The organism is Streptomyces sp. NPDC048637 (genome assembly GCF_040650675.1).
In the GTDB taxonomy this organism is placed as follows: domain Bacteria; phylum Actinomycetota; class Actinomycetes; order Streptomycetales; family Streptomycetaceae; genus Streptomyces.
Genome location: NZ_JBEZHQ010000059.1, coordinates 1 through 25,604 on the forward strand (window position 1 = coordinate 1; position 25,604 = coordinate 25,604).

Sequence of the window (25,604 nt, forward strand, 5' to 3'; positions counted from 1 at the left end):
CGCGGGCGCCCCCCCTGGCCCCCTCCCCCGCCGGGGGGGGGGGGCGGGGGGGGGGGGCCCCCCGCCCCCCCCCCCCCCCCCCGCCCCCCCCGCCCCGCCCACACCCCGTCACCGGCTCCGCACCTTCCCGTTCACTCGCCTCCTGACCCCACCAGAAGGGACGAACACCCGGTATGCCCTCCCTCGGCAACGCTCCGGATCCGCAGCCCGTCACCGGCGAACTCGCCGTCAGCACCGCCTCGTTGGACGAATGGCACCAGGTGGCCCAATGGGCCGCCGACGAAGAGTGGAACCCCGGACGCGGCGACACCGCCTGCTTCCACCCCACCGACCCCGCCGGTTTCTTCATCGGACGCCGCGCCGGACGGACCGTCTCCGCGGTCTCGGTCGTCAACTACTCGGACGCCTATGCGTTCCTGGGCTACTACCTCGTCCACCCCGACCACCGCCGGCAGGGCCTGGGCCTCGCCACCTGGCGTGCCGCCTTCCCGCACGCCGGTGCCCGGACCGTGGGTCTCGACGCGGTCCCCGCACAGCAGGCCACGTACCGGCGCGCCGGGTTCGCCCCCGCCCACGAGACCATCCGCTACGCCGGACGCCCCCTCGGCCCCGGGGCCCCCACGCCGGGTGTCGTCCCCGTCACCCGTGCGCATCTCGACGCCGTCGCCGACTACGACCGGCGCTGCTTCCCCGCCGACCGCCGCGCGTTCGTCACCCGCTGGCTGACGGCCCCCGGCCACACCGCCCTCGCGTATCTGCACGACGGCGCGATCGCGGGCTACGGCGTGCTCCGCCCGGCCCGCACCGGTCACCGCATCGGCCCGCTCTTCGCCGACACCACCGCGGCCGCCGAAGCGCTCTTCGACGCCCTCACAGCGTCCGTCAGCCCGGCCGACGAGGTCTCCCTCGACGTCCCCGGCCCCCGGCACGCCGCCCACACCCTGGTCACCTCCCGCGGCCTGACCCCGCAGTCACACACCGTGCGGATGTACACCGGCCCGGTGCCACCGGCGGAGCAGGAGCGCACTTTCGGCGTCACCAGTCTGGAACTCGGCTGAGGGGGCGGGTCGTTACGCGGTGCCGGTCCTGTTCCCGTACCGCGACGGCCGACCCGCGCGGGATCGCCTGATGGCGGCGCTGGTGGTGGCGCGGCGCCGTGGCGGCCACATCAGCTCGGCACCGTGGAACCAGCACCCCATTCCCGTTCGAGCTCTGCCGTCGGGAAGGGAGTCCGCTTGCTCCTGGAACAGCGGCAGCCCGAAGACGTGCGCCGTCGACCGCACATGCTCCGGCGGCAACTCGACACCCGTGCCGACGCCCCCTGACCGGGTCCGGTCCCCTCAGGCGCCGACCGTGCCGTCGATGGCCTCGCGGAGGATGTCCGCATGGCCGTTGTGGCGGGCGTACTCATGGATCAGGTGCAGCATCACCGCGCGCAAGGAGACATGTTCGCCCCAGCGGGGCTGGTAGCCGGTGACGTCGAGCGAGGCGGCCTCCTGCTCGATGCGCCGGGCGTGCGCCACCTCGGTCCGCCAGGCGTCGAACGCCTCCTCGCGGGTGGCCGTGCTCGCGTCGTACGCCGCCTGGAAGTCGCCCTCGGCCGACCAGACGAGCGGGATGTCCTCGCCGTTGATCACCCGGCGGAACCAGGTGCGTTCCACCTCGGCCATATGCCGCACGAGGCCGAGCAGGGAGAGCGCGGAAGGCGGGCTCGACCGTCGCCTGAGGTCCTCGTCGGAGAGGCCGTCGGTCTTCATGGCGAGCGTGGCCCGGTGGAAGTCGAGAGAGGAGCGCAGGCTCTCCCGCTCGCCGCCGCGGACGGGCGGGGAGATGCGTTCGGTGGTCACGGAGGGTTCCTTTCCGCGGCGAGTCCCCGGGCAGGTCTCGGCCGGTGTGATGTCGGGGCGCTGAGCGGCGTCCTGAGGCGTCCTGGTGGTGGGAGCCGCCTACCGGGCAAGGTCCGGAGGAGAGCGCGTGGCCCCTGGAGGGAGACGAACTCACTGAGCGCTCCGGAGCGTGCCGGGAAGGCGGCGGTCGAGGTGATCTTCCCGAGTGCTGCGGGCCGCCGCAAGGGGTTTGTCCGCGGTCGCGGTGGGCGGACGGCGGTGCCCGCGCCAGGGCCCGCCCGGCACAGCATTCCGGCCCCCTGGCACCAGGTCCTCTTGGACGGCTGCACCGGATCCGCGCTCAACTCCGTGCGCCGGGCGTCCTGTTACGGCGCGAACGGTCGGCGGCATGCACAAAGGCGCACGGACGGGCGGTCCGCGGAACGGTGCGCCGTGGCACACCGTTCCGCCGTGGCACACCGTTCCGCGGAGCAGGCCGCCCTCCGGGCTCTCCGCCCGCTGCTCAGCCGGCGGCACTCACGGCAGATACCGCTCGATGGCGCCGGGTCCTTCCTCAGCGATCAGACGCCGGGCCCACTCCAGGCTCGCGGGGGTGGGTTCGCGCCCGGACGCCTTCACCAGATCCTCCGGGTCATAGGGCCGCTCGCTACCGGTGTACAGCTGAGTCGGCCGCCGCTCGGCCGCCTGTTCCCTGCCATTGCTCGTCACAGGGTCCTCCTCTGTCCGCGCCCGCCGAGTCGCCGGGACCTCGCTTGGTTCCATCATGGGACCCCCTCCGAACGCCCGCACGATATGCGCCGGGCCGTCTCCGGCCGCAGCGCCCGCCGGCCGGTCAGCGGGCCGGCCGCGGAGCCCCGGAATAGTGCGGCGGAAACGCCTGCTCCGTCCAGATCGTCTTGCCGTACGGCGTGTAGCGCGTCCCCCAGCGCTGCACCAGCTGCGCAACGATGAACAGCCCCCGTCCGCCCTCGTCGTCGCTGGCACTGTGCCGCAGGTGGGGCGAGGTGTGGCCGGTGTCCGACACCTCGGTCAGCAGGGTCCGGTCGCGCAGCAGCCGCAGATGCAGCGGCCCCGAGGCATGCCGTACGGCATTGGTGACCAGCTCGCTGACCGCGAGTTCGGTCGCGTAGGACACCTCCGTAAGGCCCCACTCCCGCAGCTGCCCGGTGGCCAGCTCGCGGGCCTTGCCCACCGCGGCCGGCTCCGCGGGCAGCTCCCAGGCCGCCACCTGCCCGGCAGCCAGCTCGCGGGTGCGCACCAGCAGCAGCGCCGAGTCATCGGCGGCCGGGCCGTCCGGCAGCAGCTCGGCCAGCGCATGATCACACAGCTCGTCCAGCGGACGCCGGTGCGCGCCCAGCACCCGGCCCAGGGTGTCCAGCCCCTCGTCCACATCGTGGTGACGGGCCTCGACCAGCCCGTTCGTGAACAGGGCCACCAGACTGCCGACCGGCAGCTCGATCTCCAGGGATTCGAACGGCAGGCCTCCCAGGCCCAGCGGCGGGCCCGCCGGAAGATCCGGGAAGGACACCCTGCCCTCCGGATCGACGACGGCCGGCGGCAGATGCCCGGCCCGCGCCATGGTGCACCGCCGTGACACCGGATCGTAGACCGCATAGAGGCAGGTCACACCGGTGGCCACATCGTCCGTGCCGATGTCCGTGCCGACCGTGGCCGCCTGCTCCTCGGCGGTCTGTTCCACCAGGTCGTCCAGCCGGCTCAGCAGCTCGTCGGGGGCCAGGTCCAGCCGGGCCAGGGCGCGGACCGTCGTCCGCAGCCGCCCCATGGTCGCCGCCGCCTGCAGGCCATGGCCCACCACGTCGCCGACGACCAGACCGACCCGGGCGCCCGAGAGCCCGATGACGTCGAACCAGTCACCGCCGACCCCGGCCCGGTCATCGCTGGGCAGATAGCGGTAGGCCAGATCGACGGCGGACGGGGACGCCAGATGCTGGGGCAGCAGATTGCGCTGGAGGGTCAGCGCGGCGGTGTGCTCCCGGGCGAAGCGGCGGGCGTTGTCCAGACACACCGCTGTCCGGGTGACCAGCTCGTCGGCGAGTTCGATCTCCCCCTTGTCGAAGGGCGTCATCGGGGCGCCGCGGCGGAAGGTGACCAGTCCCAACGGGGTGCCGCCGGCCCGCAGCGGCACGACGATGGTGTTCTCGTCGCGCACCATCCCGCCGGAGGACATGCTGCGGTACTGGAGCGAGCCGGGCGGGTACTCGACACGGTGCGGGCTGTGCGGGGGCCCGTCCGGCCCGTCGTGGGCGGAGCGGGTGGCGACCCGCACCAGAGTGGGCAGTGCGCCGCCGGCCGGTTCCGGCTCGTCGCCGTTCAGTACGGACTGCATCAGGTCGACGGTGACCGCGGTCGCGAACTCCGGCGCCGCCACCTCGGTGATCTCCCGGGCGGTGACGGTCATATCGAGGGTGGTGCCGATCCGGGCGCCGGCCTCCACCAGGAGGTTCAGCCGGCGCTGCGCCTGGTAGCGGCCGGTGATGTCGAAGGAGTCCTCACACACCCCGAGCACCTGTCCGTGGGTGTCCTGCAGCCGGTAATAGGAGCAGGACCAGACGTGATCGTGCCCCGGGTCGGCGGGCTGCTGGCCGACGAAGTGCAGATCGAGGAACGGTTCGCCGGTGTCGACGACATGGTGCATCACCGCGTCGAGGGTGCGCGGATACCCCTCGGTCATGAACTCGCCGCCCGGATACAGCTCATCGGCGCGGGCACCGAGGAACTCCCGCAGCGGCAGTCCGACCTCCCGGATATACGCGCTGTTCGCCCAGGTCAGCCGCAGATCGGTGTCATAGATGCCCAGGCCCACCGGGGACTGGGTGGCCAGACCGTGCAGCATCGCCTGGCGGGACTCCCACATCCGGTGGGCCTCCAGTTCGGCCGCCACCAGGACACGGGCAGGCTGTGGACCGGAGCCTTCGGACACCTTGGAGAGCGGGCAGATCATGGCCGCCATCCGCACCAGCCGGCCGTTCCGGTGCCGCACTGTGAGCTCCCGGTCGCCGCTGAGCGCCTCGTCCGGTACCTGTCCGGACCCCTTGACGCCGGGCGGAACCAGTGTCTCCAGGGGCTGCCCGACGATCTCCTCCGGCAGATATCCGAGGAGCCGCTGGGCCGCCGGGCTCCAGCCGATGATCAGGTCCTGGGCGTCCAGCACCGCTGTGGCCGCCCTGGTGACATCGAGGGGACCACGGAAGTCGGCGCTCTCCGCCGCGTTCCATGCGTTCATGGCATCAACCCAGCCCGGTTCAGTATCTACAGCATCGAGCCTGATCAAGACCGGCACAACTGCGCTGCTGCCGGGGGGAGGCGCCCTTGGTGCGGCCCCGCCCCGTCGCTGGCAGAGTGGGAAGGGGCGCTGAGCAACAGGAGGCAGATGTCATGTCGGCCCATGGCCCCGTCACCGCGGTACGCGGCGCTCCCTGCTGGGTCAGCCTGATGGCCCGCGATCTGGAGGCCGCGCAGGATTTCTACTCCGCGGTCCTGGGCTGGCGGTTCCGCCCGGCAAGCCTCGGAGAGGAATTCTGTATCGCGCTGGCCGGCGGGCAGCCGGTCGCCGGCATCGGGGCCCTCGCCCAGAGCTTCCAGGTCGCCGTGGCCTGGACCTCCTATTTCGCGGTGGAGAACGCCGACGACACCGCGGGCCGGATCCGCGAGCGCGGGGCGACCGTCGCCGTCGGCCCGCTCAAGCTCGGCCCCGGACGGGCCGCCCTCGCCGCCGACCCCGACGGCGCCACCTTCGGCTTCTGGGAGGGCCAGACCCTGGCCTGGTCGGTCGGACAGGGCAATGCGCCCGCCTGTCTCGAACTGCGCACCCGGGACGCCTTCGCCGCCGCCATCTTCTACGCCGAGGTCTTCGGCTGGGCCTCCGGGGAGCCGGATGGCTGCGATGTGACCTACGAACACGACCAGGTGATCGTCCGCGACGGTACGCACACCGTCGCCACCCTGCGCGGCGGCGGCGTCGAGTCCGCCCCGGACCCTCGGGTGCGTCCCCGCTGGCACGTCCACTTCCCGGTGCGCGACATCGAGAAGGTGACGGCCACTGCGGTGACCGCCGGCGGAACCGTCACCCCCGTGACCCCGACCGCGGACGGCGAGGGCTGCCAGGCCGTCATCCGCGACCCCGACGGCGGCCTGTTCACCGTCACCGCGACCTGACGCCGACGGCCGTTCCCGTCCGGCCCGCGGTCCCGGCCCGCGTCGGCCCCGCTTCGCTGCGGCGCCCTCCGTCACCGGCCCTTCCCCGCCTCCAGCGGCTGACACCACGACGACTGTTTCTGCCCGCCGACCCGGCCGCAGAAGCCCGCCTGGGTGGGCTTGCCCGCGCCGTCGATGTGCTGCACGGACAGCAGTTTGTCCAACGGGACCTGGCGGTCCACATCGCCGCCGAAGCTGATGACGCCGCTCTCCCCGTCGAGCGCCTCGTCCCCGTGGACACCGCTGATCGCATGCCATACGGCGGGGGTGTCAACGGCATCTGCGCGGCGTCCTCGCGCAGTTGCTTGACCGCGTTGATGTACAGCTTGACGGCGTCGAAACCCGGTCCGCGTCGGCGGCCAGCCGGGCCACATCGTCGCCGCCGAGGAGCGTGGGCGGATCCGAGTTGCCGGACTCGTTGATGCCGCCGAGCAGCGACTCGAAGTCCTCCGAGCGCCCCGCGAAGAACACCACGCCCGGGTAGGAACAGCTCCGTTGGCCGACCGTCCCCGGACCGGGGGCGTCCGACGAGGGGTCCGCGCCCGGCGGCGGGGGAGGGGTGAAGGAGGTCTTCTCGACCGTGAACCCGCTGGAATCGAGTGCGTTCGACGCCATGACGCCCTGAGGAAGGGGCGGAGTAGGGCCGGTATTCTGACACCGCCCCGCGGGCGGTCGCTATGGTTCCGCCACACTCCGGGCCCCTAGCGCTCACCGGCCCCGCTCTCCTTCGCCGTGAAGGGGGCGGGGCCGGTCGCTCAGCTGGGGTTCCCCGGCCGTCAGTTCAGCGCGTCACCGCCGCCCGCGCCGGGGTCCTGGGCACCCGCTCCCGGGTCCTCCGCGCCGGTACCGGGGTCCTGGGCGCCCGCACCCGGGTCCCCCGCTCCCGCACCGGCGTTGCCCGCTCCGGCGTTTGCGGCCCCCGCGTTGCCGGCACCGGCGTTTCCCGCACCGGCGTTGCCGCCGGCCGCGCCGTTGCCGCCTGCCGCGCCGTTGTCACCGCCGCCGGCACCGCCGCCCGCATCGCCGCCCCCGGCGCCGATCTCCGCACCCGTGGCCTTGAGCGCGTCGGTGACCGGCTGGAAGAAGGTCTCGCCGCCCGCGGTGCAGTCGCCGCTGCCGCCGGAGGTCAGCCCGACCGCCGAGTCCTCGGAGAACATCGCGCCGCCGCTGTCACCGGGCTCCGCGCAGACATCCGTCTGTATGAGGCCGTTGACGATGTCGCCGTTGCCGTAGTTCACCGTCGCGTCAAGACCGGTGACGGTGCCGTCGCTGAGGCCGGTGGTGCTGCCCGAGCGCTGCACCTTCATGCCGACGGCGGCCTCCGCGGCCTTGGTGATCTCCTGGGTGCTGCCGTTCTGCAGGTCGACCGCGCTCTGCGGCTTCGCGGCCGCATCGTCATAGGTGACCAGCGCGAAGTCGGTCTTCGGGAACTGGGAGTCGGACACCGTGCCCAGCGGCTGGCTGCCGCCCTGGTCCGCCGTCCAGGTCTTGGAGTCGTTGCCGCAGTGACCGGCCGTCAGGAAGGCCGGTGCGCCCTTGACGGTGACGTTGAAGCCCAGTGAGCAGCGTGCGTTGCCGCCGAAGATGGCACTGCCGCCGATCGGCCCGGCGGCCTGCCCGCCACCTCCGGCACCACCGTCGTCTCCCGCGCCACCTGCGGCGTCTCCGGCACCACCTGCGGCGTCTCCGGCACCACCTGCGGCGTCTCCCGCGCCACCTGCGGCGTCTCCGGCACCACCTGCGGCGTCTCCCGCGCCGCCCGCAGCGTCTCCGGCACCCCCCGCGGCGCTGCCGGCCGCGCCTCCCGCGTCCTCGCCGGTGTACCGCTTGAACTCACCCTGCGACCGCTTGACGGTCACCATGCCCTCGCCCATACCGTTCGTGGTCTTGGTGAGGGTGGCCATCTTTGCGCCGGTGACGGTTCTGTCGGCGACCACCACGATCTTGTTGGTCTTCGGGTCGATCGACCAGGCCGTGCCGGGCACCGAGGCGTTGTCGCGCAGGGTCTTCGCACCGGACTTCAGCGCGGTCAAGCTGTTGTGGACGACCTTGGCGACGGCACCCTTGGCCGTGACGCTCGCGGCGTCGTCCTCCGACAGGACGTTCATGACGAGGTGGCCCTTCGAGCTGTCGAGGTACCAGCCCGCGCCCTGGTCCCCGAGGTCCGCCTTCAGGGACGCCGCCAGCTGCGTGGCGGAGTGGGCGCTGAGCGTCTTCGGGGCCGCCGGCTGGTCCGTGCTCGCGTTGGCGTTGGGCAGCAGGATCGCTGCAGCCGCTACGGCGGCCACACCGGCGGTGGCGAGCGCGCCGGTCCGCAGGCGCTTGTTCACATGTCGGTGGCTCAATTCACTGACCTCCAGGGACGCACAGGAACGGGGCACACGGGCGACCGCGGTGCGTCGCGTCAGCACCCGTGTGTGGTGCACACCCAGTCCTACGTAGCGCCGAGCACCCCGGTCTCACGGCCACTCAAGCTGTGATGAATTCCGACGCTTGCGGGGGCGAACGTTTACACTCCCGAGCCCGCCGGAGCCCGGGTGCCGCCGGAGCCCGGGGGCGCGGGAGACCGTCGGCGCCTTCTCCGTACCGCGTGTCCGGCGGCCCGGCCGGGCGCGGTCTCCGGCGCGGCATGACCAGCCTCACGTCCCGGGGCGCGGGGGCCAAAAGCCCGGTGCCGAGGGGGCGTAAAGGGCAGCTGTGACCGCGCTTAAGAAATCCTCGATGGACCGCGCGGCCGAGGTACGGAAGATTTCCTGATGAAGATCGGGCGGCCGGGGAGGGCCCCCGGCAGGTCACTCACGTACGGGAGCCGCTGCGATGAAGGCACTGGTCAAGCAGAAGACGGAGCCGGGACTCTGGCTCATGGACGTGCCGGAGCCGGCCATCGGCCCCGGGGATGTGCTGATCAAGGTGCTGCGCACCGGCATCTGCGGCACGGACCTGCACATCCGGGCGTGGGACGGCTGGGCCCAGGGGTCCGTGACCACCCCGCTGACGGTCGGCCATGAATTCGTCGGTGAGGTGGTGGAGACCGGCCGCGATGTGGCCGAGATCAAGGCCGGCGACCTGGTCAGCGGTGAGGGCCACCTGGTCTGCGGCAAGTGCCGCAACTGTCTGGCCGGCCGCCGCCATCTGTGCCGCGCCACCGTCGGCCTCGGCGTCGGCCGGGACGGCGCCTTCGCCGAGTACGTCGCGCTGCCCGCCACCAATGTCTGGGTGCACCGCGTCCCCGTGGACCTCGATATCGCCGCCGTCTTCGACCCGTTCGGCAACGCCGTGCACACCGCGCTGTCGTTCCCGCTGGTCGGCGAGGACGTGCTGATCACCGGCGCGGGGCCGATCGGCATCATGGCCGCGGCCGTCGCCCGGCACGCCGGAGCCCGCAATGTCATGATCACGGACGTCAGCGAGGAGCGCCTCGCCCTGGCCCGCAAGGTCGGCGTCAGTCTCGCCCTCAATGTCGCCGGGGCGACCATCGCCGACGGCCAGCGTGAGCTGGGCCTGCGCGAGGGCTTCGACATCGGCCTGGAGATGTCCGGGCGGCCCGAGGCGATGTGCGACATGATCGCCAACATGACGCACGGCGGCCGGATCGCCATGCTCGGTCTGCCGTCCCAGCAGTTCCCCGTCGACTGGTCCCGGATCGTCACTTCCATGATCACGATCAAGGGCATCTACGGCCGGGAGATGTTCGAGACCTGGTACTCGATGTCCGTGCTGCTCGAAGGCGGTCTCGACCTCTCGCCCGTGATCACCGGCCGCTACGCCTACCAGGACTTCGACGCCGCCTTCGACGACGCCGCCAGCGGCCGCAGCGGCAAGATCATCCTCGACTGGACTGCCTGAATTTCCGGCTCGGTTCGCCCCCGGGGCGCAGAAGCAGGTGTCGGGAGACCGGCCATGCTCAGCCCTCCTCCGTCGGGCCTGCGTGTGCTCGGCCTCTCCACACCGGCGCGCCCCTTCGGCTCACTCGCCCACCGCACCCCTAAGGAGCCCCTCATGCTCGATTCCGTCCGCAACGAACTGCGCGGCACCCTCGAAGAGATCCGCGCCGCCGGTCTGCACAAGCCCGAGCGCGTCATCGGCACCCCGCAGTCCGCCACCGTCGGGGTCACCGCCGGAGGCACCCCCGGCGAGGTCCTCAACTTCTGCGCCAACAACTACCTCGGCCTCGCCGACCACCCCGAGGTCATCGCGGCCGCCCACGAAGCGCTCGACCGCTGGGGCTACGGCCTCGCCTCGGTCCGCTTCATCTGCGGCACCCAGGAGGTCCACAAGGAGCTGGAGCAGCGGATCTCCGGCTTCCTGGGCCAGGAGGACACCATCCTCTACTCCTCCTGCTTCGACGCCAACGGCGGTGTCTTCGAGACCCTGCTCGGCCCGGACGACGCGGTGATCTCCGACGCCCTCAACCACGCCTCCATCATCGACGGCATCCGCCTGTGCAAGGCCCGCCGCTTCCGCTACGCCAACCGCGATCTGGCCGATCTGGAACGCCAGTTGAAGGAGGCGGGGACCGCCGGACGCAAGCTCATCGTCACCGACGGTGTGTTCTCCATGGATGGCTATGTGGCGCCGCTGCGTGAGATCTGTGACCTGGCCGACCGCTACGGCGCCATGGTGATGGTCGACGACTCGCACGCGGTCGGCTTCGTCGGCGCCGGGGGCCGCGGCACCCCCGAGCTGCACGGGGTGATGGACCGGGTCGACATCATCACCGGCACCCTCGGCAAGGCCCTCGGCGGCGCCTCCGGCGGCTATGTCGCGGCCCGAGCCGAGATCGTCGCGCTGCTGCGCCAGCGCTCGCGCCCGTACCTCTTCTCCAACTCGCTCGCCCCGGTGATCGCGGCTGCCTCGCTGAAGGTGATCGACCTGCTGGAGTCGGCCGGTGACCTGCGCGAGCGGCTGCACGCCAACACCGCGCTGTTCCGCTCGCGGATGACCGAGGAGGGCTTCGACATCCTCCCCGGGGACCATGCCATCGCCCCCGTCATGATCGGTGACGCGGCCGAGGCGGCCCGGATGGCGGAGCTGCTCCTGGAGCGCGGCGTGTACGTCATCGGCTTCTCCTACCCGGTGGTCCCGCAGGGCCAGGCGCGGATCCGCGTACAGCTGTCCGCCGCCCACTCCACCGAGGACGTCAACCGCGCGGTCGACGCGTTCGTCGGTGCGAGGGCCGCGCTCACGGGCTGACATCGCCCCCCGGGCCGCTCCTGCGAAACTGGAAGCATGATCGAAGCACGACGGCTGCACATCCTCCGTGCGGTGGCCGACCACCGCACGGTCACCGCCGCGGCCGCCGCGCTCTACCTCACGCCCTCGGCGGTCTCCCAGCAGCTGGCCGCCCTGGAACAGGAGACCGGCCACCGTCTGGTGGAGCGCAGCGCCCGCGGCGTACGGCTGACCGCCGCGGGCGACATCCTGCTCACCCACGCCAACGCCGTCCTGGCACAGCTGGAGCGCGCCGAGTCCGAGCTCGCCGCCTATGGCTCGGGCGAGGCGGGCACGGTGACCGTCGCGGCCTTCGCCACCGGCATCGGCCTGGTCGTCGCCCCCGCGCTCACCGCACTCGCCCGCACCGCCCCCGGCATCCGGGTCCATGTCCAGGACGCCGAGGGTGACGCGAGCCTGCTCATGGTCCTCGACCGGCAGGTCGATGTCGCGGTGGCCGTCGAATACCGGGGCGCACCGGGCGCCGACGACCCACGGCTGACCCGGGTCCCGCTCTACGCGGAGCCCTTCGACGCGGTCCTGCCGCCCGGCCACCGCCTCGCCGATGCCGCCCAGGTGGCCCTGGCCGATCTCGCGGGCGACCCGTGGATCGGCCCCTACCCCGGCAACCCCTGCCATGACGTGGTGGTCCTGGCCTGCGAGTATGCCGGATTCCAGCCGCGTCTGGAGCACTCTTCGGACGACTTCCGCGCCGTCGTCGCGCTCGCCTCGGCCGCGGCGGGCGTGGCGCTCGTCCCCCGCTCGGCGCTGCGGGATGTGGACCTCACCGGGGTGGTGGTCCGCCCTGTCGACGATGTGGCCCCCACCCGCCGGGTCTTCGCCGCGGTACGCCGGGGCGCCGAGGAGCACCCGCTCTTCCGCCCGGTGCTCGCCGCGCTCCGGGAGGCGGCGGCCTCTCAGGGGTGAGGGCGGCAACCCCCGCGCGCCCCACGGCGACGGAGGGCCGGACACACCGCGCCGCCACCCCTCCCTGTCCGGCCGCGCCCGAGGTGCCGACCCGGACCGGCCATGGCAGGCTCGGCACGGCGGCGGCCCGGGGCGGGCGCCGGGGCATCCCCGGTTCCGAGGAGGCGAGGCGCATGTCGGTCGGCCCGGCCGGCCCGGTGGGCGGAACGCCGACCACCGCGCCGCAGGACTCCTACGCGCTGGTGCGCACCCGCGGATATCTGAAGCTCCTGCTGGTGGCCGCGGCGATCGGCTTCCCGGTCTGCGCCGTCGCGTTCGGCTTTCTCGCGCTGGTCCACGAGCTGGAACCGCTGATCTACCAGGACCTGCCGCGGGCGCTGGGCTTCGCCGGGACGCCGATCTGGTGGCCGGTGCCGATGCTTGTGGTGGCCGGTCTCCTCGTCGGGCTGACCGTCCGTTATCTGCCCGGCGGTGGTGGCCATGAGCCGGCCGACGGGCTGACGCTGAGCGGCGCGCCCCCGCTCTCCGCGCTGCCCGGTGTCTTCCTCGCAGCCCTGGCCTCTCTCAGCTTCGGCGTGGTGCTGGGCCCCGAGGCACCGCTGATCGCCCTCGGCGGCGGTCTGGCCGCGGGCGCCGTACGGCTGCTGAACCCGGGCATGCCGGCCCAGGCGGCCGCCACGGTGGGTGCGGCCGGCAGCTTCGCGGCGGTCAGCGCCCTGCTCGGCTCTCCGCTGCTGGGCGCGTTCCTGCTGATGGAGGTGTCGGGGCTGGGCGGTCCGATGCTGGGGATCGTGCTGGTGCCCGGTCTGCTGGCGTCCGGACTGGGGGCGCTGATCTTCACCGGGCTGGGGGACTGGACCGGGCTCGGTACCTACTCGCTCGCGCTGCACGACATCCCCAGGGCCGCCGGACCCACGATTCCGGAGTTCGGCTGGGCGCTGGTCATCGGGCTGGCCGCCGGGTTCGCCGCGACCGGGGTACGGCGCTTCGCGCGGTTCCTCAAGGGGCATGTCGTCCGGCACCGGGTACCGGCCACGATGGTGATGGGCCTCGTGGTGGGCGCCCTGGCGGTGGCGTTCGCCGCGGCCACCGGCAAACCCGCCTCCGAAATGCTCTATTCGGGCCAGTCGGCGCTGGGGTCACTGTTCCGGGACAGCGCCGGCTACACGGTGGGTGCGCTGCTGCTCCTCATCCTGTGCAAGGGCCTGGCGTACTGCGCATCGCTCAGCGCCTTCCGGGGCGGCCCCATCTTCCCCGCACTGTTCCTCGGCGCGGCGGGCGGTGTCGTGCTGTCCCACCTGCCCGGTCTGTCGCTCACCGCGGCCTTCGCGATGGGCGTCGGCGCGATGTGCGTGGCCATGCTCCGGCTCCCGATGACCTCGGTGCTGCTGGCCACGCTGCTGCTGGGGAAGAGCGGACTGACCGTGATGCCGCTCGTGATCGTTGCCGTGGTGGTCGCCTACGTCGTGGCGCTGCGCCTCACTCCGGCCACCGCACCGGACGCGCCGGCGGCGGCACCCCACACCGCGTGACAGCGAGGTGGACCCCCGCTGCCGGCCCCGTCAGAGGGAACGCGCGAGGCGGAACCCCACGTCGTCGATCCGGAACGTCGGGTGGCTGCGGCGCCGCACCGAGGCCCGGCAGCTCCAGCGCTCGTCGAACCACCCGCCGCCGCGCAGCACCCGGTAGCTGCCGTAGACCTCCGCGTCGTAGAGGTCCCAGCACCACTCCCACACATTGCCCAGCATGTCGTACAGGCCCCACGCGTTGGGCTGTCTGCCGCCCACCTCGTGCATCCGCTCGTGCGAGTTGCCGCGATGCCAGGCGATCTCGTCGAGCCGCCCGTAGCGCGCCTCCGCCGTACCGGCACGGCATGCGTGCTCCCACTCGGCCTCGGTCGGCAGCCGGTACCCGTCGGCGGAGGTGTCCCACTCGACCCGCTCGACGCCGGGGTGCAGGCGATACGCGGGTGCCAACCCCTCCTGTGCGGACCGGGCGTTGCAGAACCGGACCGCGTCCCACCACGAGACGCCCTCGACGGGGAGCCGGTCGCCCTGCGCGCTGCTCGGCCGCTCGCCGGTGACCTGTGCGTACCGCGCCTGGGTGAGCGGGAACGGCGCGAGCCGGAAGGGCGCTAGCTCGACCGGCCAACTGCGCTGTGTCCGCCGGTCCGACAGCGTCACCCGCCCCGGCGGGACGGCAACCATCTCGTCTGCTGTGCGTGTGTCCATGAGGAGGTGAGGCTACCAACGCCGCCCTTCCGCGGAGCGTGGGAGAGCGGCGCCGGGCGCGGTCAGCGGCGCGGGGTCCGGCCCGTCCGGGTCCAGGTGGCCAACTGGCGCTCCGTCCAGGTGTTGATGACCCGCTCCGGCGGTACGCCGCACTCCTCGGCACGGGCGCAGCCGTAGATCTGCCAGTCCAGCTGGCCCGGTGCATGGGCGTCGCTGTCGATGGAGAAGAGGGTCCCGGTTTCCAGCGCCTGGCGGAGCAGCCGGCGCGGGGGATCGAAGCGGTCGGGCCGGCAGTTGATCTCCACCGCGGTGTGGTGCTCGGCGCAGGCCGCGAACACCTCTCCGGCGTCGAACTGCGATTCCGGGCGCGGTTTCCCGGTGATCTGCCGCCCGGTGCAGTGCCCGAGCACGTCCACCAGCGGATTGCGGACCGCCGCCAGCAGCCGCCGGGTCATCGGCGCCTTGTCCATCCGCAGCTTGGAGTGCACCGAGGCGACCACCACATCGAGCTGCTCCAGCAGCTCCGGCTCCTGGTCGAGCGAGCCGTCGTCGAGGATGTCGCACTCGATCCCGGTCAGCAGCCGGAACGGCGCCAGCCGTTCGTTCACCTCCGCCACCAGCGACAACTGCCGCCGCAGCCGCTCGGCGGTCAGCCCGCGGGCGACGGTGAGCCTGGGGGAGTGGTCGGTCAGCGCGCACCAGGCGTGTCCGAGGTCGCGGGCGGTCCGTGCCATCGCCTCGACCGGGCTGCCGCCGTCCGACCAGTCCGAGTGCAGATGGCAGTCGCCGCGCAGCGCCTGACGCAGCCGCTGCCCCTGCTCCCCGTCGACCAGCGGGCCGCCCGCCTCCCCCTCAAGGTGTGTCAGATACTCCGGCCGCGCGCCCGCGAGCGCCTCCTCGATCACCCGGGTGGTCTTGGGCCCCAGCCCTTTGAGGCGCCCCAGCGAACCGCTCCGGGTGCGGGTGCGCAGCTCGTCGGCGGGCAGCTCGGCGATCACCGTCGCGGCCGTACGGAACGCCTGGACGCGGTAGCTCACCGCCCCCTGCCGCTCCAGCAGAAAGGCGATCCGCTCCAGCGCCTCGACGGGCTCCACGTACGGCTCCTTTCCGGGGCGCCGGCCCCGCAGCGTCCTCTCACGGTGCCCCAGCGGCTGAGCGGCTGCCACCGGGGTGCCGGTGTTTCCGGCGGTAATCGCCCATTACCGACGGGTCCGACGGCGCTCCGTTATACGGTTATGTCCGTTCTCCGGCCACTCGATCCGTTTCCATGGAAATGGCATACGGATAGCGCCGATGAGTCCATTCCATACGTTCAACACCCCAAATAGCGACCATGAACTCCGGGCGAATCGGGCACCTTTAATGCCCTTGCAACATTCGGCGCGGCTCCGTCGGAAGCGCGCGTCGGAGTGGGCTGCCCGCGCTGCGCCGAGGTGCCGTAAAAATTGGCGGTCTTCAAAGAATCTGCACACCGAATGTGCAGTCGGCACACGCTCTCCCGCGGCGCATCCCTACGCTGACCTGCGCCTCAGCGCTTTGGTGACGGAATGTCCAGTTCGCCGAACGAGCGATTGCCGAGCTCCCGGAAAAGAAACCGAAGGAGATGTGAAGAAGCTGCCACCAAGTCATGGACATGCGTGCACGTCAGGTATTTCGAAGCGGGGATGGCGCCCGGATCGGCGGCTACCCGATTAGCAGCGCAACGCACCTGCATGCTTTGATCCTTCGCACTGCGGGAGTCACCCCCCGGTTCCCGATTTCGGGAACCCGACTGCCGCTGCCGCGGCCGGGCCCCCCACCGGACGGTTCGGACGCGGTTTTTTCGAGATATTCATCCGAAGGGAATCATCATGAACTCCACCCCCCAGGTTCAGACGCAGGAAATCTCCGACAGCGACCTGGACAACGTGTCCGGTGGCCTCGTCGGCGGCGTGGTCGGCACCGCCACCAGCACCGTTGACTCCATCGCCCCGGTCTCGGGCGCCGTGGGCACCGCCACCGGCCTGGTTGACGGTGTCGCCGGCACCAACACCGCGGGCGTCGTCGGCACCGCCACGGGCCTGGTCGCCGGTCTCTGAGCCCCTTCTGTGCCGCTGAGCGGCACAGCCGGCTTTGAACGGTGACAACGGCAGGTCGGCGCCCCCTCCTTGCCGACCTGCCGGCCGAGTGCCCCGGATCCGCCCGGCTTCGTCCGGGCCCCGGGGCACCCGGCCGCCACCCGTCCGCACCAGACCGTTTGCAGTTGAGGGAAGAGTGTCGTGCAGTTCCGCCAACAGGCCCTTTCCAAACTGCAGTCGCCCGAGGAAATCGATCTTCCGGTGCGGTTCGCCCGGCCCCAGGGCTGGCTCGTACTGACCGTCACGGTCCTCTTCGTGATCGCCGCCTCCGTATGGGCGGTGACCGGCACCGTGTCGTCCACCCTCAACGCGCCCGGCATCCTCACGCACGGCCAGGGCAGCTACGTCCTGCAGAGCCCCGTCGCGGGCCAGGTCACCGCCGTCCTCGCGGAAGAGGGCAAGCGGGTCGCCGCCCACACCCCCGTCCTGAGGGTCCGTACCGCACAGGGCACCACCGTCGTCCGTACGCTCGCCGCCGGCCGGCTGACCACGATGGTCGCCACGATCGGCTCCGTCGTCACGACCGGCGCGGATGTGGCCTCCGTGGAACGCATCGCCCGTGCCGGTGACCCCCTGACGGCGACGCTGTACGTACCGGCCGAGAGCGGTGCCACCGTCCCCGTCGGCGCGTCCGTCGACCTCACCGTCCAGTCCGTGCCGGCCCAGCAGTACGGCGTACTGCGCGGGCGGGTCAAGGCGGTCGGCAGGACGGCACAGTCCCGCCAGCGGATCAGCACCTTCCTGGGCAGCAGCCAGCTCGGCGAGGAGTTCTCGCAGCACGGCCAGCCCGTCGCGGTCCTGGTACAGCTCGACGCCGTCCCGCACAGCAGATCCGGCTACGCCTGGTCGACCTCCGACGGCCCGCCGTACGCCGTCGACTCCATGACGCCGGCCAGCGGCGCCGTCCACCTGGCCGCGCAGCACCCGATCGATTGGCTGCTGCCGTGACCGCCCCGCACGACTCCGCCGCCCCGCAGCAGCAGTTGCCGCCGCCGGTCCGCGGCCGCCGCCGCGCGGAACCCGCGCCCGGCGCCCGCCGCACCCGCCGGGCCGCGCCCGCCCCGAAGCCCAAGAAGACGAAGACCGTCCGCACCCCCACCGTCCTCCAGATGGAGGCCGTGGAATGCGGCGCCGCCTCGCTGGCCATGGTGCTCGCTCACTACGGACGGCATGTACCGCTCGAAGAGCTGCGGATCGCCTGCGGTGTCTCCCGCGACGGCTCGCGCGCCAGCAATCTGCTCAAGGCCGCCCGCAGCTACGGGCTCCAGGCCAAGGGCATGCAGATGGAACCGGCCGCGCTCGCCGAGGTGCAGGCGCCCGCCATCCTGTTCTGGGAGTTCAACCACTACGTCGTCTACGACGGCACGGGCCGTCGCATGGGCCGCCGCGGCGTGCACATCAACGACCCCGACAAGGGCCGCCGCTTCGTGGCGACGGAGGACTTCGACACCAGCTTCACCGGTGTCGCCCTGGTCCTCGAACCCGGCGAATCCTTCCACAAGGGCGGCCGCAAGCCCGGCGTCCTCGGCGCCGTACCCGCCCGGATGCGCGGCACGACCGGCACCCTGCTGGCCGCGCTGCTCGCCAGCCTGCTGCTGGTCGCGGTCGGTGCGGCGGTGCCCGCGCTGAGCCGTACGTACATCGACATGTTCCTGATCGGCAACCAGACCTCGCTGCTGGGCCCGCTCTTCGCGTCGATGGCCGCGATGGTCGCGCTGACCGCCGTACTGACCGGTCTGCAACAGGCCAATCTGCTGCGCGGCCGGATCATCTCCTCCACTCTCACCAGCGCCCGCTTCCTGCGCCATCTGCTCAGACTCCCGGTCACCTTCTTCGCCCAGCGCAGCCCGGCCGACCTGGTCCAGCGGCTGCAGTCCAACGACGCGGTGGCCGAGACCCTGGCACGTGACCTCGCCGCCGCAGGCGTGGACGGGATCGTCGTCGTCCTCTACGCCTTCCTGCTGTGGACCTACGACCCCCAACTGACCGTCATCGGCGTGGGCATTGCGCTGCTCAACGTCGTCGCCATGCGGATCGTGATCCGGCTGCGGGCCACCCACACCCAGAAGCTGCGCGCCGACACCGCGCGGCTGACCAACACCTCCTACACCGGCCTCCAGCTCATCGAGACGATGAAGGCCACCGGCGGCGAGAACGGCTACTTCCGCCGCTGGGCCGGCCAGCACGCCACCACGCTGGAGGTGCAGCAGCGCCTCGGAGTGCCGAGCGCCGCGCTGGCCGTCGTCGCCCCCACCCTGGCCACGCTCAACAGCGCACTCATCCTGTGGATCGGCGGACTGCGGGCGGTCGAGGGCCATATCTCCATCGGTCTGCTGGTCGCCTTCCAGGCGCTGGTGACCCGCTTCACCGCGCCCATCACCCGGCTCAACGGGGTGGCGGGCCGGATCCAGGACTTCGCCGCCGATGTGGCCCGCCTCAAGGACGTCGAGAGCTTCCCCGTCGACACCCTCTACTCGCGCCCCGAACCGGACGCCGACACTCGCCGCCTCAAGGGCCATGTGACGCTGGAGGACATCACTTTCGGCTACAGCCCGCTGGACAAACCGCTGCTGACCGGCTTCTCCCTGGCCGTCGGCCCCGGCCGGCAGGTCGCCCTGGTCGGCGGCTCCGGCAGCGGCAAGTCCACCGTCTCCCGGCTGATCTCCGGCCTCTACAGCCCCTGGGAAGGCACCATCCGCATCGACGGACAGCGGCTGGAGGACCTCTCCCGCAGTGCGCTGGCCGCCTCCGTGTCCTTCGTCGACCAGGACATCTTCCTCTTCGAGGGCACGGTCCGGGACAACGTGGCGCTGTGGGACCCGTCGATCCCGGACGACGCGGTGATCACCGCCCTCCAGGACGCCGCGCTCTACGACGAGGTGATCGCCCCGCGCCCCGACGGCATCCACAGCCGCGTCGAGCAGGACGGCCGTAACTTCTCCGGCGGGCAGCGGCAGCGGCTGGAGATCGCCCGCGCACTGGTCCGGCGCCCCAGCATCCTGGTCCTCGACGAGGTCACCAGCGCGCTGGACGCCCGCACCGAGCAGATCATCATGGACAACCTGCGGCGGCGCGGCTGCGCCTGCGTCGTCATCGCCCACCGGCTGAGCACGGTCCGCGACAGCGACGAGATCGTCGTCCTCGACCACGGGGTGGTCGTCGAACGCGGCCGGCACGAGGACCTGGTCGCCGCCGGGGGCCCGTACGCCGAGCTGGTCAAGGAGCACTGACGTGTCCGTACCCCCGCCCGCGGTCGTGGGACCGGGCGACACCGACGCCGTGACCCATGCGCTGGGCAGCCTCGGCACACCGGTCGACTGCACCGGGCTGCGCAGCGTGCCCCTGGAGGGCCCGCATGTGCTGTGGCTCGTCACGGGCGGCTCGCTGGATCTCTTCGCCGTCGACGCCGCCCAGGAAGGGCACTGGCACTTCCTCGGCCGGCTCGAAGCGGGCACGCTGCTGCTCGGCCCGGTCGCGGGTCCGCAGCACACCCTGCTCGGCCGGCCCTCCCAGGACTGCCTGCTGCGCCGCCTCCCGCTGCGCGAACTGCCCCGGCCCGAGTACGGGGAGTACGGCGACACCGGGTCGTATCCGCAGTACGGCATGCAGGGCGGCTACGGCTACGACCCCGCGTACGACGTCCAGGGCGAGGCACCCTCCCCGCTGGAGCACGCCTTCGCGCTGGGCACCGCCCGCAGCCTGGGCGTGCTCTTCGAGGCGCCGCTCGACGGCCGGCCCGGCGATGACGCGGTGGCCGACGACGACATCCTGTGGATGCCGGTCCCGCCCGGCAGTGTGCAGTACGGCGCCTCCTACAGCGCGGAGGCGGCCGGCGATCTGCTGGTGGACCCCGAGCTGTGGCAGCAGATGGTCAATCAGCAGTACCGGCTGCTGTCCGCCGTCGACCGCTGGATCGAGCAGCTGGAGCGCGCCCACGAGGACCGTACGGCGGCCGGAATCAAGGCGGGCGAGACCGTCCGCGAGCGCGCCGACCAGGCGCTGCTGGCGTCCATCGGCCGGCAGGACCGCGCCGGGCGGGGCAGCGCCACCACGGACCGGGCCGGCGATGACACCACCTTCGCGGTCTGCCGCACGGTCGCGGAGGCGGCCGGTATCACGCTCACCGAGCCACCGAAGGGCGGCGCCGTCAACGACCGGATCACCCCGGTCGAACGGATCGCGGTCAGCTCGCGGGTCCGGACCCGCGCGGTCCGGCTCCAGGGCCGCTGGTGGCGCACCAACACCGGGCCCCTGGTGGGCCATCGCGCCAAGTCCGGCGCCCCGGTGGCGCTGCTGTGGCGCCGCGGCCGCTACGAGGCGGTCAACCCGGTCTCCGGTCTGCGGATGCGCCTCGGCAAGGACAACGCCGAGGAACTCGAACCGCGCGCCGTCATGTTCTACCGCCCGCTGCCGGAGCGGCCCATGAGCCTGTGGCGGCTGATGCTCTTCAGCCTGCGCGGCACCCGTATGGACGTCCGCAATCTGGCCCTCAGCGGACTGGTGACCGTCGGCCTCGGCGCCCTCGTCCCCATCGCGACCGGCAAGGTGCTCGGGGAGTACGTACCGAGCGCGGACAAGAGCCTGATCGTGCAGGTCTCCCTGGCCGTCATGATCACCAGCATCGTCTCCGCCGCCTTCATGCTGCTGCAGAACCTCACCGTCCTGCGGATGGAGGGCCGCATCGAGAGCACATTGCAGCCGGCCGTGTGGGACCGGCTGCTGCGGCTGCCGACGAAGTTCTTCACCGAACGCTCCACCGGAGAGCTGGCCAGCGCCGCGATGGGCATCAGCAGCATCCGGCGGGTGCTGTCCGGCCTCGGCCCGGTGGCCGTGCAGTCCACCACGATCGGCGCGATGAATCTGGTGCTGCTGCTCTGCTACAGCGTGCCGCTGGCGCTGGCGGCGGTCGCCATGCTGCTCGTCATCGGGGCGGTGTTCCTCGCCATGGGCCTGTGGGAGCTGCGCTGGCAGCGACGGCTGGTCAAGCTCGGCAACAAGCTCAACAACCAGGCGTTCCAGACCCTGCGGGGACTGCCGAAGCTGCGGGTCGCCGCGGCCGAGAGCTTTGCGTACGCGGCCTGGGCCCGTGAGTTCGCCCGCTCCCGTGAACTCCAGCAGAAGGCCGGCCGGATCAAGAATCTGACCACCGTCCTCAACGCCGTCTATCTGCCGTTCTGCTCGCTCACCCTCTTCATACTGCTGGCCGGCCCGGCCCGCGGCACCATGTCGGCCGGCTCGTTCCTCACCTTCAACACCTCGGTGACCATGCTGCTGACCGCGGTCACCCAGATCACCGGCGCGTTCGTCTCGGCCGCCGCCGCACTGCCGATGTTCGAGCAGATCAAACCGGTGCTGGACGAGAAGCCGGAAGTACGCGGGGCCAGCGCCCAGCCCGGCACCCTGTCCGGCGGTATCGAGGCCAAGAAGCTCTCGTTCCGCTACACCGACGACGGCCCGCTCGTCCTCGACGATGTCTCGCTGCGGGTCCAGCCGGGCGAGTTCGTGGCCGTCGTCGGACCGAGCGGCTGCGGCAAGTCGACCCTGCTGCGGCTCCTCATCGGCTTCGACAAGCCCTCCTCGGGCAGTGTGCTCTATGACGGCCAGGACCTGGCCGCCCTCGACCAGGCGGCGGTGCGCCGTCAGTGCGGTGTCGTCCTGCAGAACGCGCAGCCGCTCACCGGATCGATCCTGGACTGCATCTGCGGCGCCGAGGCCTTCACCCAGGAGGAGGCCTGGGCGGCCGCCGAGATGGCGGGCCTGGCCGAGGACATCAAGCGGATGCCGATGGGCCTGCACACCATGATCTCCGGCGGTGGCGCGATCTCCGGCGGTCAGCGGCAGCGCCTGATGATCGCCCAGGCGCTGGTCCGCCGCCCGCGGATCCTGTTCTTCGACGAGGCCACCAGCGCCCTGGACAACGAGACCCAGCGCATCGTCAGCGACAGCACCCGCCAGCTCAGCGCCAGCCGTCTGGTGATCGCCCACCGGCTGTCCACGGTGATGGACGCCGACCGTGTGATCGTGATGGCGGAGGGCCGGATCGTCGAGCAGGGTGCCCCGGCCGAACTGCTCGCCGACACCGGCGGCCGGCTGCACGATCTGGTGCGACGTCAGCTGACCTGAGACGGGACCGGGTTCCGCCCCGCCGGTGCCGGCGGGTCGAGCCGGTCCCGCGATCTTCGCAAACCTCCGCATATCGTGCAGGCAGCGAGCGGAGGACGCATGGCCACGATCAACCACCTGTTCGATGAGTTGCCGCCCGACCGGCGCCGGCGGCTGACCGACGTCGCCGTCGAGGTGTCGCTGCCGCGTGCCACCCGGCTCTTCGAGGAGGGCCGGCGGGCGGACCGGTTCTGGATCATCCGCAGCGGACAGGTGGCCCTCGACCAGCACGTCCCCGGGCGCCGGGCGGCGATCGTCGAAACCCTCGGCCGTGACGAACTGCTCGGCTGGTCCTGGCTGTTCCCGCCCTATCTGTGGCACCTGGGAGCGGAGACGGTCGGCCCGGTGGAGGCCGTGGAGTTCGACGCCAGGGCGGTCCGCGACCTGTGCGAGTCCGACCCCGTCCTCGGCCGGGCGATGTACCGCTATGTAGCCAGGACGGTGGCCGACCGGCTGCACGGCACCCGCACCCGCCTGCTCGATCTGTACGGGCCCCAGGGCATCGGCCCCGACGACTGAGAGCCCGCCCGGCCCTCCTGTGGGTGGTGAGCGGTGACCCCACGCGGTGAGCGAGATCGTCACGCCGCAGGTGTGTCAGACGCAGCAGCTCCCGGCCGGTTCCCGTCCGTGTTGCGGCGGGTGGTGGTGACCGGGGGAGCACGGAGCCCCCGGGCCATTACCCCTGACGTAATCGACCACATTCCCCTGCTGCGGCAGCGTGGTGCAGGCCAACGAGATACCCGACGGGAATCCCCGCACCGCAGGCCCGAGGAGCGCACCATGCCCGTCAAGTCCCGCGACACCACCGCAAGTTCCGTGGCCGACACCACCCGCCACGTCGTCCAGGAGTTCCTCGCCGCCCGGATGGCCGGGGACGTCGAGCGGCTTGTACGAGGCGAACGCCGAGCCGTCCTTGCACACAAGCGGTGTGTCAGTTCACTGGGCGGAGACCTTGTGGACGGTGGTGTCGTCGGGGTTCAGTCGTCGCCCGTCCGCAGACAGCACTTCCAGTGCGCGAACGTGTTGTCCCTCTCGGCGGTCGACCAACTCTGAGTGTGGTTCGCCGGGGGCGAAGAAGTTCTGTTCGCCCCACTGCCGCAGTGCCACGATGACGGGGAAGAGTGCCTTGCCCTTCGGGGTCAGTACGTACTCGCGGTAGGCGCTGCCGTCCGAGGCTGGGGCGGATTCGAGGACACCGCCGGCGACCAGGGTGCGCAGACGCGCGGTGAGGATGTTCTTGGCCACGCCGAGGCTGCGCTGGAACTCCCCGAAGCGCCGGCTTCCGTCGAAGGCGTCCCGCACGATCAGCAGGGACCACCAGTCGCCGATCGCGTCCACCGACCGGGCGACAGGACATTCGCTGTCGTCGAAGCGCGTCCTGGTCACCATGGCGTCCCTCACTCTCACAACGGTTGCAACATGCTACCAAAGGCACTACCGTCGCCGTCGCCATTGGTGGCAAGATGAAACCAGATATGCGAAGGAGTGCTGATGCCCGGCAACGGTGAGGCTGTGACACGACGGACCGAGGTCCGAAGCGGGGAAGGTTCCGCGTTCGTCCTGTCCCGTGGCGTCGTCATACTGTTCGCCGTCGCCTGCGGGGCCGCGGTGGCCAACGTCTACTTCTCCCAGCCGCTCCTGGTGACCATGGGTCACGACCTCGCCATGAGCCCGGCACTTGTCGGCAGCGTGGTCACCCTCACGCATGTCGGATACGGGCTGGGACTCTTCTTCCTCGTGCCGCTGGGCGACGTGGCCGACCGCAGACGGCTCATCGTGGCCCAGTTGCTGCTCCTGGTGGTGGCGCTGGCCGTGGTAGCCGCCGCCCGCACGGCGGCGATCCTGCTCGCGGGCATGGCTGCGACGGGGCTTCTCGCGGTCGTCACCCAGACGCTGGTGGCCTTCGCGGCATCACTGGCCCCTCCCGCCGGGCGCGGACGGGTCGTCGGTCTGGTAACCAGCGGCGTGGTCATCGGAATCCTGCTCGCCCGCACCGCATCCGGCCTCATGGCCGATCTCGCGGGCTGGCGCTCCGTCTACCTCGCCTCGGCCTCGCTCACCGCGCTGCTCGCCCTGGTTCTGTACCGAGTGCTGCCGCGCCACGGTGACGCTCCGCCGACAACCCTGCGCTACGGACAGCTCCTGCGCTCCACGGTCACGCTGTTCGCACGGGAACGACTGCTGCGGCTCCGGGCCCTGTTCGGTCTGCTGACCTTCGCCGCCTTCAGCACCCTGTGGAGCAGCGTTGCGCTGCCGCTCAGCGAGGCCCCGTACTTCCTGCCCCACAGTGCGATCGGGGCGCTGGGGCTGATCGGTGTCGCCGGCGCCCTGGCCGCGACCGTGGCGGGCCGCCTGAACGACCGCGGGCTCTCCCGGCGGACCACCGGCATCGCCCTGGCACTGCTCGCCGCCTCGTGGCTGCCCTTGGCCTTCACCCGCAGCTCGCTCTGGGCCCTGGCCGTCGGGGTGATCCTTCTCGACCTCGCCGTGCAGGCGGTCCATGTCACCAACCAGACCCTGATCTACGCGCTGCACCCGGACGCGGGCAGCCGGCTGATCGGCGGATACATGGTCTTCTACTCGATCGGCAGCGCCACCGGCGCCATCGCCGCAACCTCCCTCTACATGCTGGCCGGCTGGGGCGCCGTATGCGCACTGGGTGCCGCGTTCAGCTGCCTCGGCCTCGTGCTGTGGGCGTGCACTCGACACAGCACCCCGGACCCCGCCGCCGAGGTGGCCTCTCAGAGCGAGGCCTGAGCGTTCCCGCCGAACGTTGAGTGACGGGCAACGCCGCAGGTCAGAGGGCTGGGCTGTGCAGCCCGTCAGAGAGTGGCGAGATAGCCGGCGTCGGTTGCTGGAGTTGTAGCGGCTGCCGCCTCGTCACGCCATTCGAC

At 71.8% G+C, this 25,604-nt stretch carries 20 protein-coding genes and 1 pseudogene; 13 read left to right on the forward strand and 8 right to left on the reverse strand.

The annotated features are described in order from the left end of the window. Positions 1-173: 173 nt before the first annotated feature. On the forward strand, positions 174-1,058 hold the full coding sequence (locus AB0C46_RS38240) for a GNAT family N-acetyltransferase (RefSeq protein WP_362833725.1): 885 nt from the start codon (positions 174-176) through the stop codon (positions 1,056-1,058). A gap of 282 nt (positions 1,059-1,340) precedes the next feature. On the opposite strand, the gene AB0C46_RS38245 is transcribed toward AB0C46_RS38240, so the two are convergent. The 3 genes from AB0C46_RS38245 to AB0C46_RS38255 form a co-directional block, all read right to left on the reverse strand. Continuing rightward, positions 1,341-1,847, reverse strand: a complete 507-nt coding sequence (locus AB0C46_RS38245) for a DinB family protein (RefSeq protein WP_362833726.1) — start codon at positions 1,845-1,847, stop codon at positions 1,341-1,343. Positions 1,848-2,363: 516 nt separating this feature from the next. Beyond that, positions 2,364-2,555 (reverse strand): hypothetical protein, encoded by a 192-nt coding sequence (locus AB0C46_RS38250; RefSeq protein WP_018091729.1) that lies wholly within the window; start codon positions 2,553-2,555, stop codon positions 2,364-2,366. 124 nt (positions 2,556-2,679) lie between these two features. Next, on the reverse strand, positions 2,680-5,091 hold the full coding sequence (locus AB0C46_RS38255) for a SpoIIE family protein phosphatase (protein WP_362833727.1): 2,412 nt from the start codon (positions 5,089-5,091) through the stop codon (positions 2,680-2,682). Between the two features lie 152 nt (positions 5,092-5,243). Between AB0C46_RS38255 and AB0C46_RS38260 the strand changes: the two genes are divergently transcribed. Continuing rightward, the gene (locus AB0C46_RS38260; protein WP_362833728.1) at positions 5,244-6,023 is read left to right on the forward strand and encodes a VOC family protein; all 780 of its coding nucleotides are present in this window, start codon (positions 5,244-5,246) and stop codon (positions 6,021-6,023) included. A gap of 309 nt (positions 6,024-6,332) precedes the next feature. Here the strand turns inward: AB0C46_RS38260 and AB0C46_RS38265 are convergent, their stop codons facing one another. Together AB0C46_RS38265 and AB0C46_RS38270 are read right to left on the reverse strand one after the other, a co-directional pair. Continuing rightward, positions 6,333-6,677, reverse strand: a complete 345-nt coding sequence (locus tag AB0C46_RS38265; RefSeq protein ID WP_362833729.1) for a hypothetical protein — start codon at positions 6,675-6,677, stop codon at positions 6,333-6,335. A gap of 161 nt (positions 6,678-6,838) precedes the next feature. After that, entirely contained in the window at positions 6,839-8,392 is a 1,554-nt protein-coding gene (locus tag AB0C46_RS38270) for a S1 family peptidase (protein ID WP_362833730.1), read from the reverse strand. Positions 8,393-8,879: 487 nt separating this feature from the next. On the opposite strand from AB0C46_RS38270, the gene tdh reads away from it, so the two are divergent. The 4 genes from tdh to AB0C46_RS38290 all read left to right on the forward strand — a co-directional run bounded on the left by tdh (position 8,880) and on the right by AB0C46_RS38290 (position 13,732). After that, positions 8,880-9,908: an L-threonine 3-dehydrogenase gene (gene tdh / locus AB0C46_RS38275; protein ID WP_362833731.1), complete on the forward strand. Its 1,029-nt coding sequence runs from the start codon at positions 8,880-8,882 to the stop codon at positions 9,906-9,908. A 153-nt stretch (positions 9,909-10,061) separates the two neighbouring features. Further along, positions 10,062-11,255: a glycine C-acetyltransferase gene (locus tag AB0C46_RS38280; protein ID WP_362833732.1), complete on the forward strand. Its 1,194-nt coding sequence runs from the start codon at positions 10,062-10,064 to the stop codon at positions 11,253-11,255. Positions 11,256-11,291: 36 nt separating this feature from the next. Then, a complete protein-coding gene (locus tag AB0C46_RS38285; RefSeq protein ID WP_362833733.1) occupies positions 11,292-12,200 on the forward strand; it encodes a LysR family transcriptional regulator in 909 nt (302 codons plus the stop codon). Positions 12,201-12,373: 173 nt separating this feature from the next. Beyond that, complete coding sequence (locus tag AB0C46_RS38290; protein ID WP_362833734.1) at positions 12,374-13,732, forward strand: chloride channel protein; 1,359 nt, start codon at positions 12,374-12,376, stop codon at positions 13,730-13,732. Between the two features lie 30 nt (positions 13,733-13,762). Here AB0C46_RS38290 and AB0C46_RS38295 read toward each other — a convergent pair whose 3' ends face one another. Both AB0C46_RS38295 and AB0C46_RS38300 read right to left on the reverse strand, forming a co-directional pair. Then, the gene (locus AB0C46_RS38295; RefSeq protein ID WP_362833735.1) at positions 13,763-14,431 is read right to left on the reverse strand and encodes an SUMF1/EgtB/PvdO family nonheme iron enzyme; all 669 of its coding nucleotides are present in this window, start codon (positions 14,429-14,431) and stop codon (positions 13,763-13,765) included. 62 nt (positions 14,432-14,493) lie between these two features. Further along, positions 14,494-15,525: a PHP domain-containing protein gene (locus tag AB0C46_RS38300; RefSeq protein WP_362833736.1), complete on the reverse strand. Its 1,032-nt coding sequence runs from the start codon at positions 15,523-15,525 to the stop codon at positions 14,494-14,496. A 756-nt stretch (positions 15,526-16,281) separates the two neighbouring features. Here AB0C46_RS38300 and AB0C46_RS38305 point away from each other — a divergent pair. The 6 genes and pseudogenes from AB0C46_RS38305 to AB0C46_RS38330 all read left to right on the forward strand — a co-directional run. Then, complete coding sequence (locus AB0C46_RS38305; RefSeq protein ID WP_262037402.1) at positions 16,282-16,509, forward strand: type A2 lantipeptide; 228 nt, start codon at positions 16,282-16,284, stop codon at positions 16,507-16,509. Between the two features lie 180 nt (positions 16,510-16,689). Further along, positions 16,690-17,496 carry an HlyD family efflux transporter periplasmic adaptor subunit gene (locus tag AB0C46_RS38310; protein ID WP_362833737.1) on the forward strand — a complete coding sequence of 269 codons (807 nt, stop codon included), beginning with the start codon at positions 16,690-16,692 and terminating at the stop codon, positions 17,494-17,496. Beyond that, a complete protein-coding gene (locus AB0C46_RS38315; RefSeq protein WP_362833738.1) occupies positions 17,493-19,778 on the forward strand; it encodes an NHLP family bacteriocin export ABC transporter peptidase/permease/ATPase subunit in 2,286 nt (761 codons plus the stop codon). Before AB0C46_RS38310 ends, AB0C46_RS38315 begins: the two co-directional genes overlap by 4 nt. Before the next feature lies 1 nt (position 19,779). After that, positions 19,780-22,671 (forward strand): NHLP bacteriocin export ABC transporter permease/ATPase subunit, encoded by a 2,892-nt coding sequence (locus AB0C46_RS38320; protein WP_362833739.1) that lies wholly within the window; start codon positions 19,780-19,782, stop codon positions 22,669-22,671. A 99-nt stretch (positions 22,672-22,770) separates the two neighbouring features. Further along, complete coding sequence (locus tag AB0C46_RS38325; protein WP_362833740.1) at positions 22,771-23,229, forward strand: cyclic nucleotide-binding domain-containing protein; 459 nt, start codon at positions 22,771-22,773, stop codon at positions 23,227-23,229. Positions 23,230-23,490: 261 nt separating this feature from the next. Then, positions 23,491-23,601, forward strand: a pseudogene (locus AB0C46_RS38330) (ketosteroid isomerase); the annotation flags it as partial. Positions 23,602-23,646: 45 nt separating this feature from the next. On the opposite strand, the gene AB0C46_RS38335 reads toward AB0C46_RS38330, so the two are convergent. Continuing rightward, positions 23,647-24,099, reverse strand: a complete 453-nt coding sequence (locus tag AB0C46_RS38335; protein ID WP_362833741.1) for a helix-turn-helix domain-containing protein — start codon at positions 24,097-24,099, stop codon at positions 23,647-23,649. 102 nt (positions 24,100-24,201) lie between these two features. Here AB0C46_RS38335 and AB0C46_RS38340 point away from each other — a divergent pair, with 102 nt between their 5' ends. Continuing rightward, positions 24,202-25,467 carry an MFS transporter gene (locus AB0C46_RS38340; protein ID WP_362833742.1) on the forward strand — a complete coding sequence of 422 codons (1,266 nt, stop codon included), beginning with the start codon at positions 24,202-24,204 and terminating at the stop codon, positions 25,465-25,467. Positions 25,468-25,604: the final 137 nt, after the last annotated feature.

Bases quoted from the DNA above. Each gene is read 5' to 3' on its own strand.
- AB0C46_RS38240 (WP_362833725.1), top strand. From the start codon at position 174: ATGCCCTCCCTCGGCAACGCTCCGGATCCGCAGCCCGTCACCGGCGAA.
- AB0C46_RS38255 (WP_362833727.1), bottom strand. From the start codon at position 5,091: ATGAACGCATGGAACGCGGCGGAGAGCGCCGACTTCCGTGGTCCCCTC.
- AB0C46_RS38260 (WP_362833728.1), top strand. From the start codon at position 5,244: ATGTCGGCCCATGGCCCCGTCACCGCGGTACGCGGCGCTCCCTGCTGG.
- AB0C46_RS38265 (WP_362833729.1), bottom strand. From the start codon at position 6,677: ATGGCGTCGAACGCACTCGATTCCAGCGGGTTCACGGTCGAGAAGACC.
- tdh (WP_362833731.1), top strand. From the start codon at position 8,880: ATGAAGGCACTGGTCAAGCAGAAGACGGAGCCGGGACTCTGGCTCATG.
- AB0C46_RS38280 (WP_362833732.1), top strand. From the start codon at position 10,062: ATGCTCGATTCCGTCCGCAACGAACTGCGCGGCACCCTCGAAGAGATC.
- AB0C46_RS38285 (WP_362833733.1), top strand. From the start codon at position 11,292: ATGATCGAAGCACGACGGCTGCACATCCTCCGTGCGGTGGCCGACCAC.
- AB0C46_RS38290 (WP_362833734.1), top strand. From the start codon at position 12,374: ATGTCGGTCGGCCCGGCCGGCCCGGTGGGCGGAACGCCGACCACCGCG.
- AB0C46_RS38295 (WP_362833735.1), bottom strand. From the start codon at position 14,431: ATGGACACACGCACAGCAGACGAGATGGTTGCCGTCCCGCCGGGGCGG.
- AB0C46_RS38305 (WP_262037402.1), top strand. From the start codon at position 16,282: ATGAACTCCACCCCCCAGGTTCAGACGCAGGAAATCTCCGACAGCGAC.
- AB0C46_RS38325 (WP_362833740.1), top strand. From the start codon at position 22,771: ATGGCCACGATCAACCACCTGTTCGATGAGTTGCCGCCCGACCGGCGC.
- AB0C46_RS38335 (WP_362833741.1), bottom strand. From the start codon at position 24,099: ATGGTGACCAGGACGCGCTTCGACGACAGCGAATGTCCTGTCGCCCGG.
- AB0C46_RS38340 (WP_362833742.1), top strand. From the start codon at position 24,202: ATGCCCGGCAACGGTGAGGCTGTGACACGACGGACCGAGGTCCGAAGC.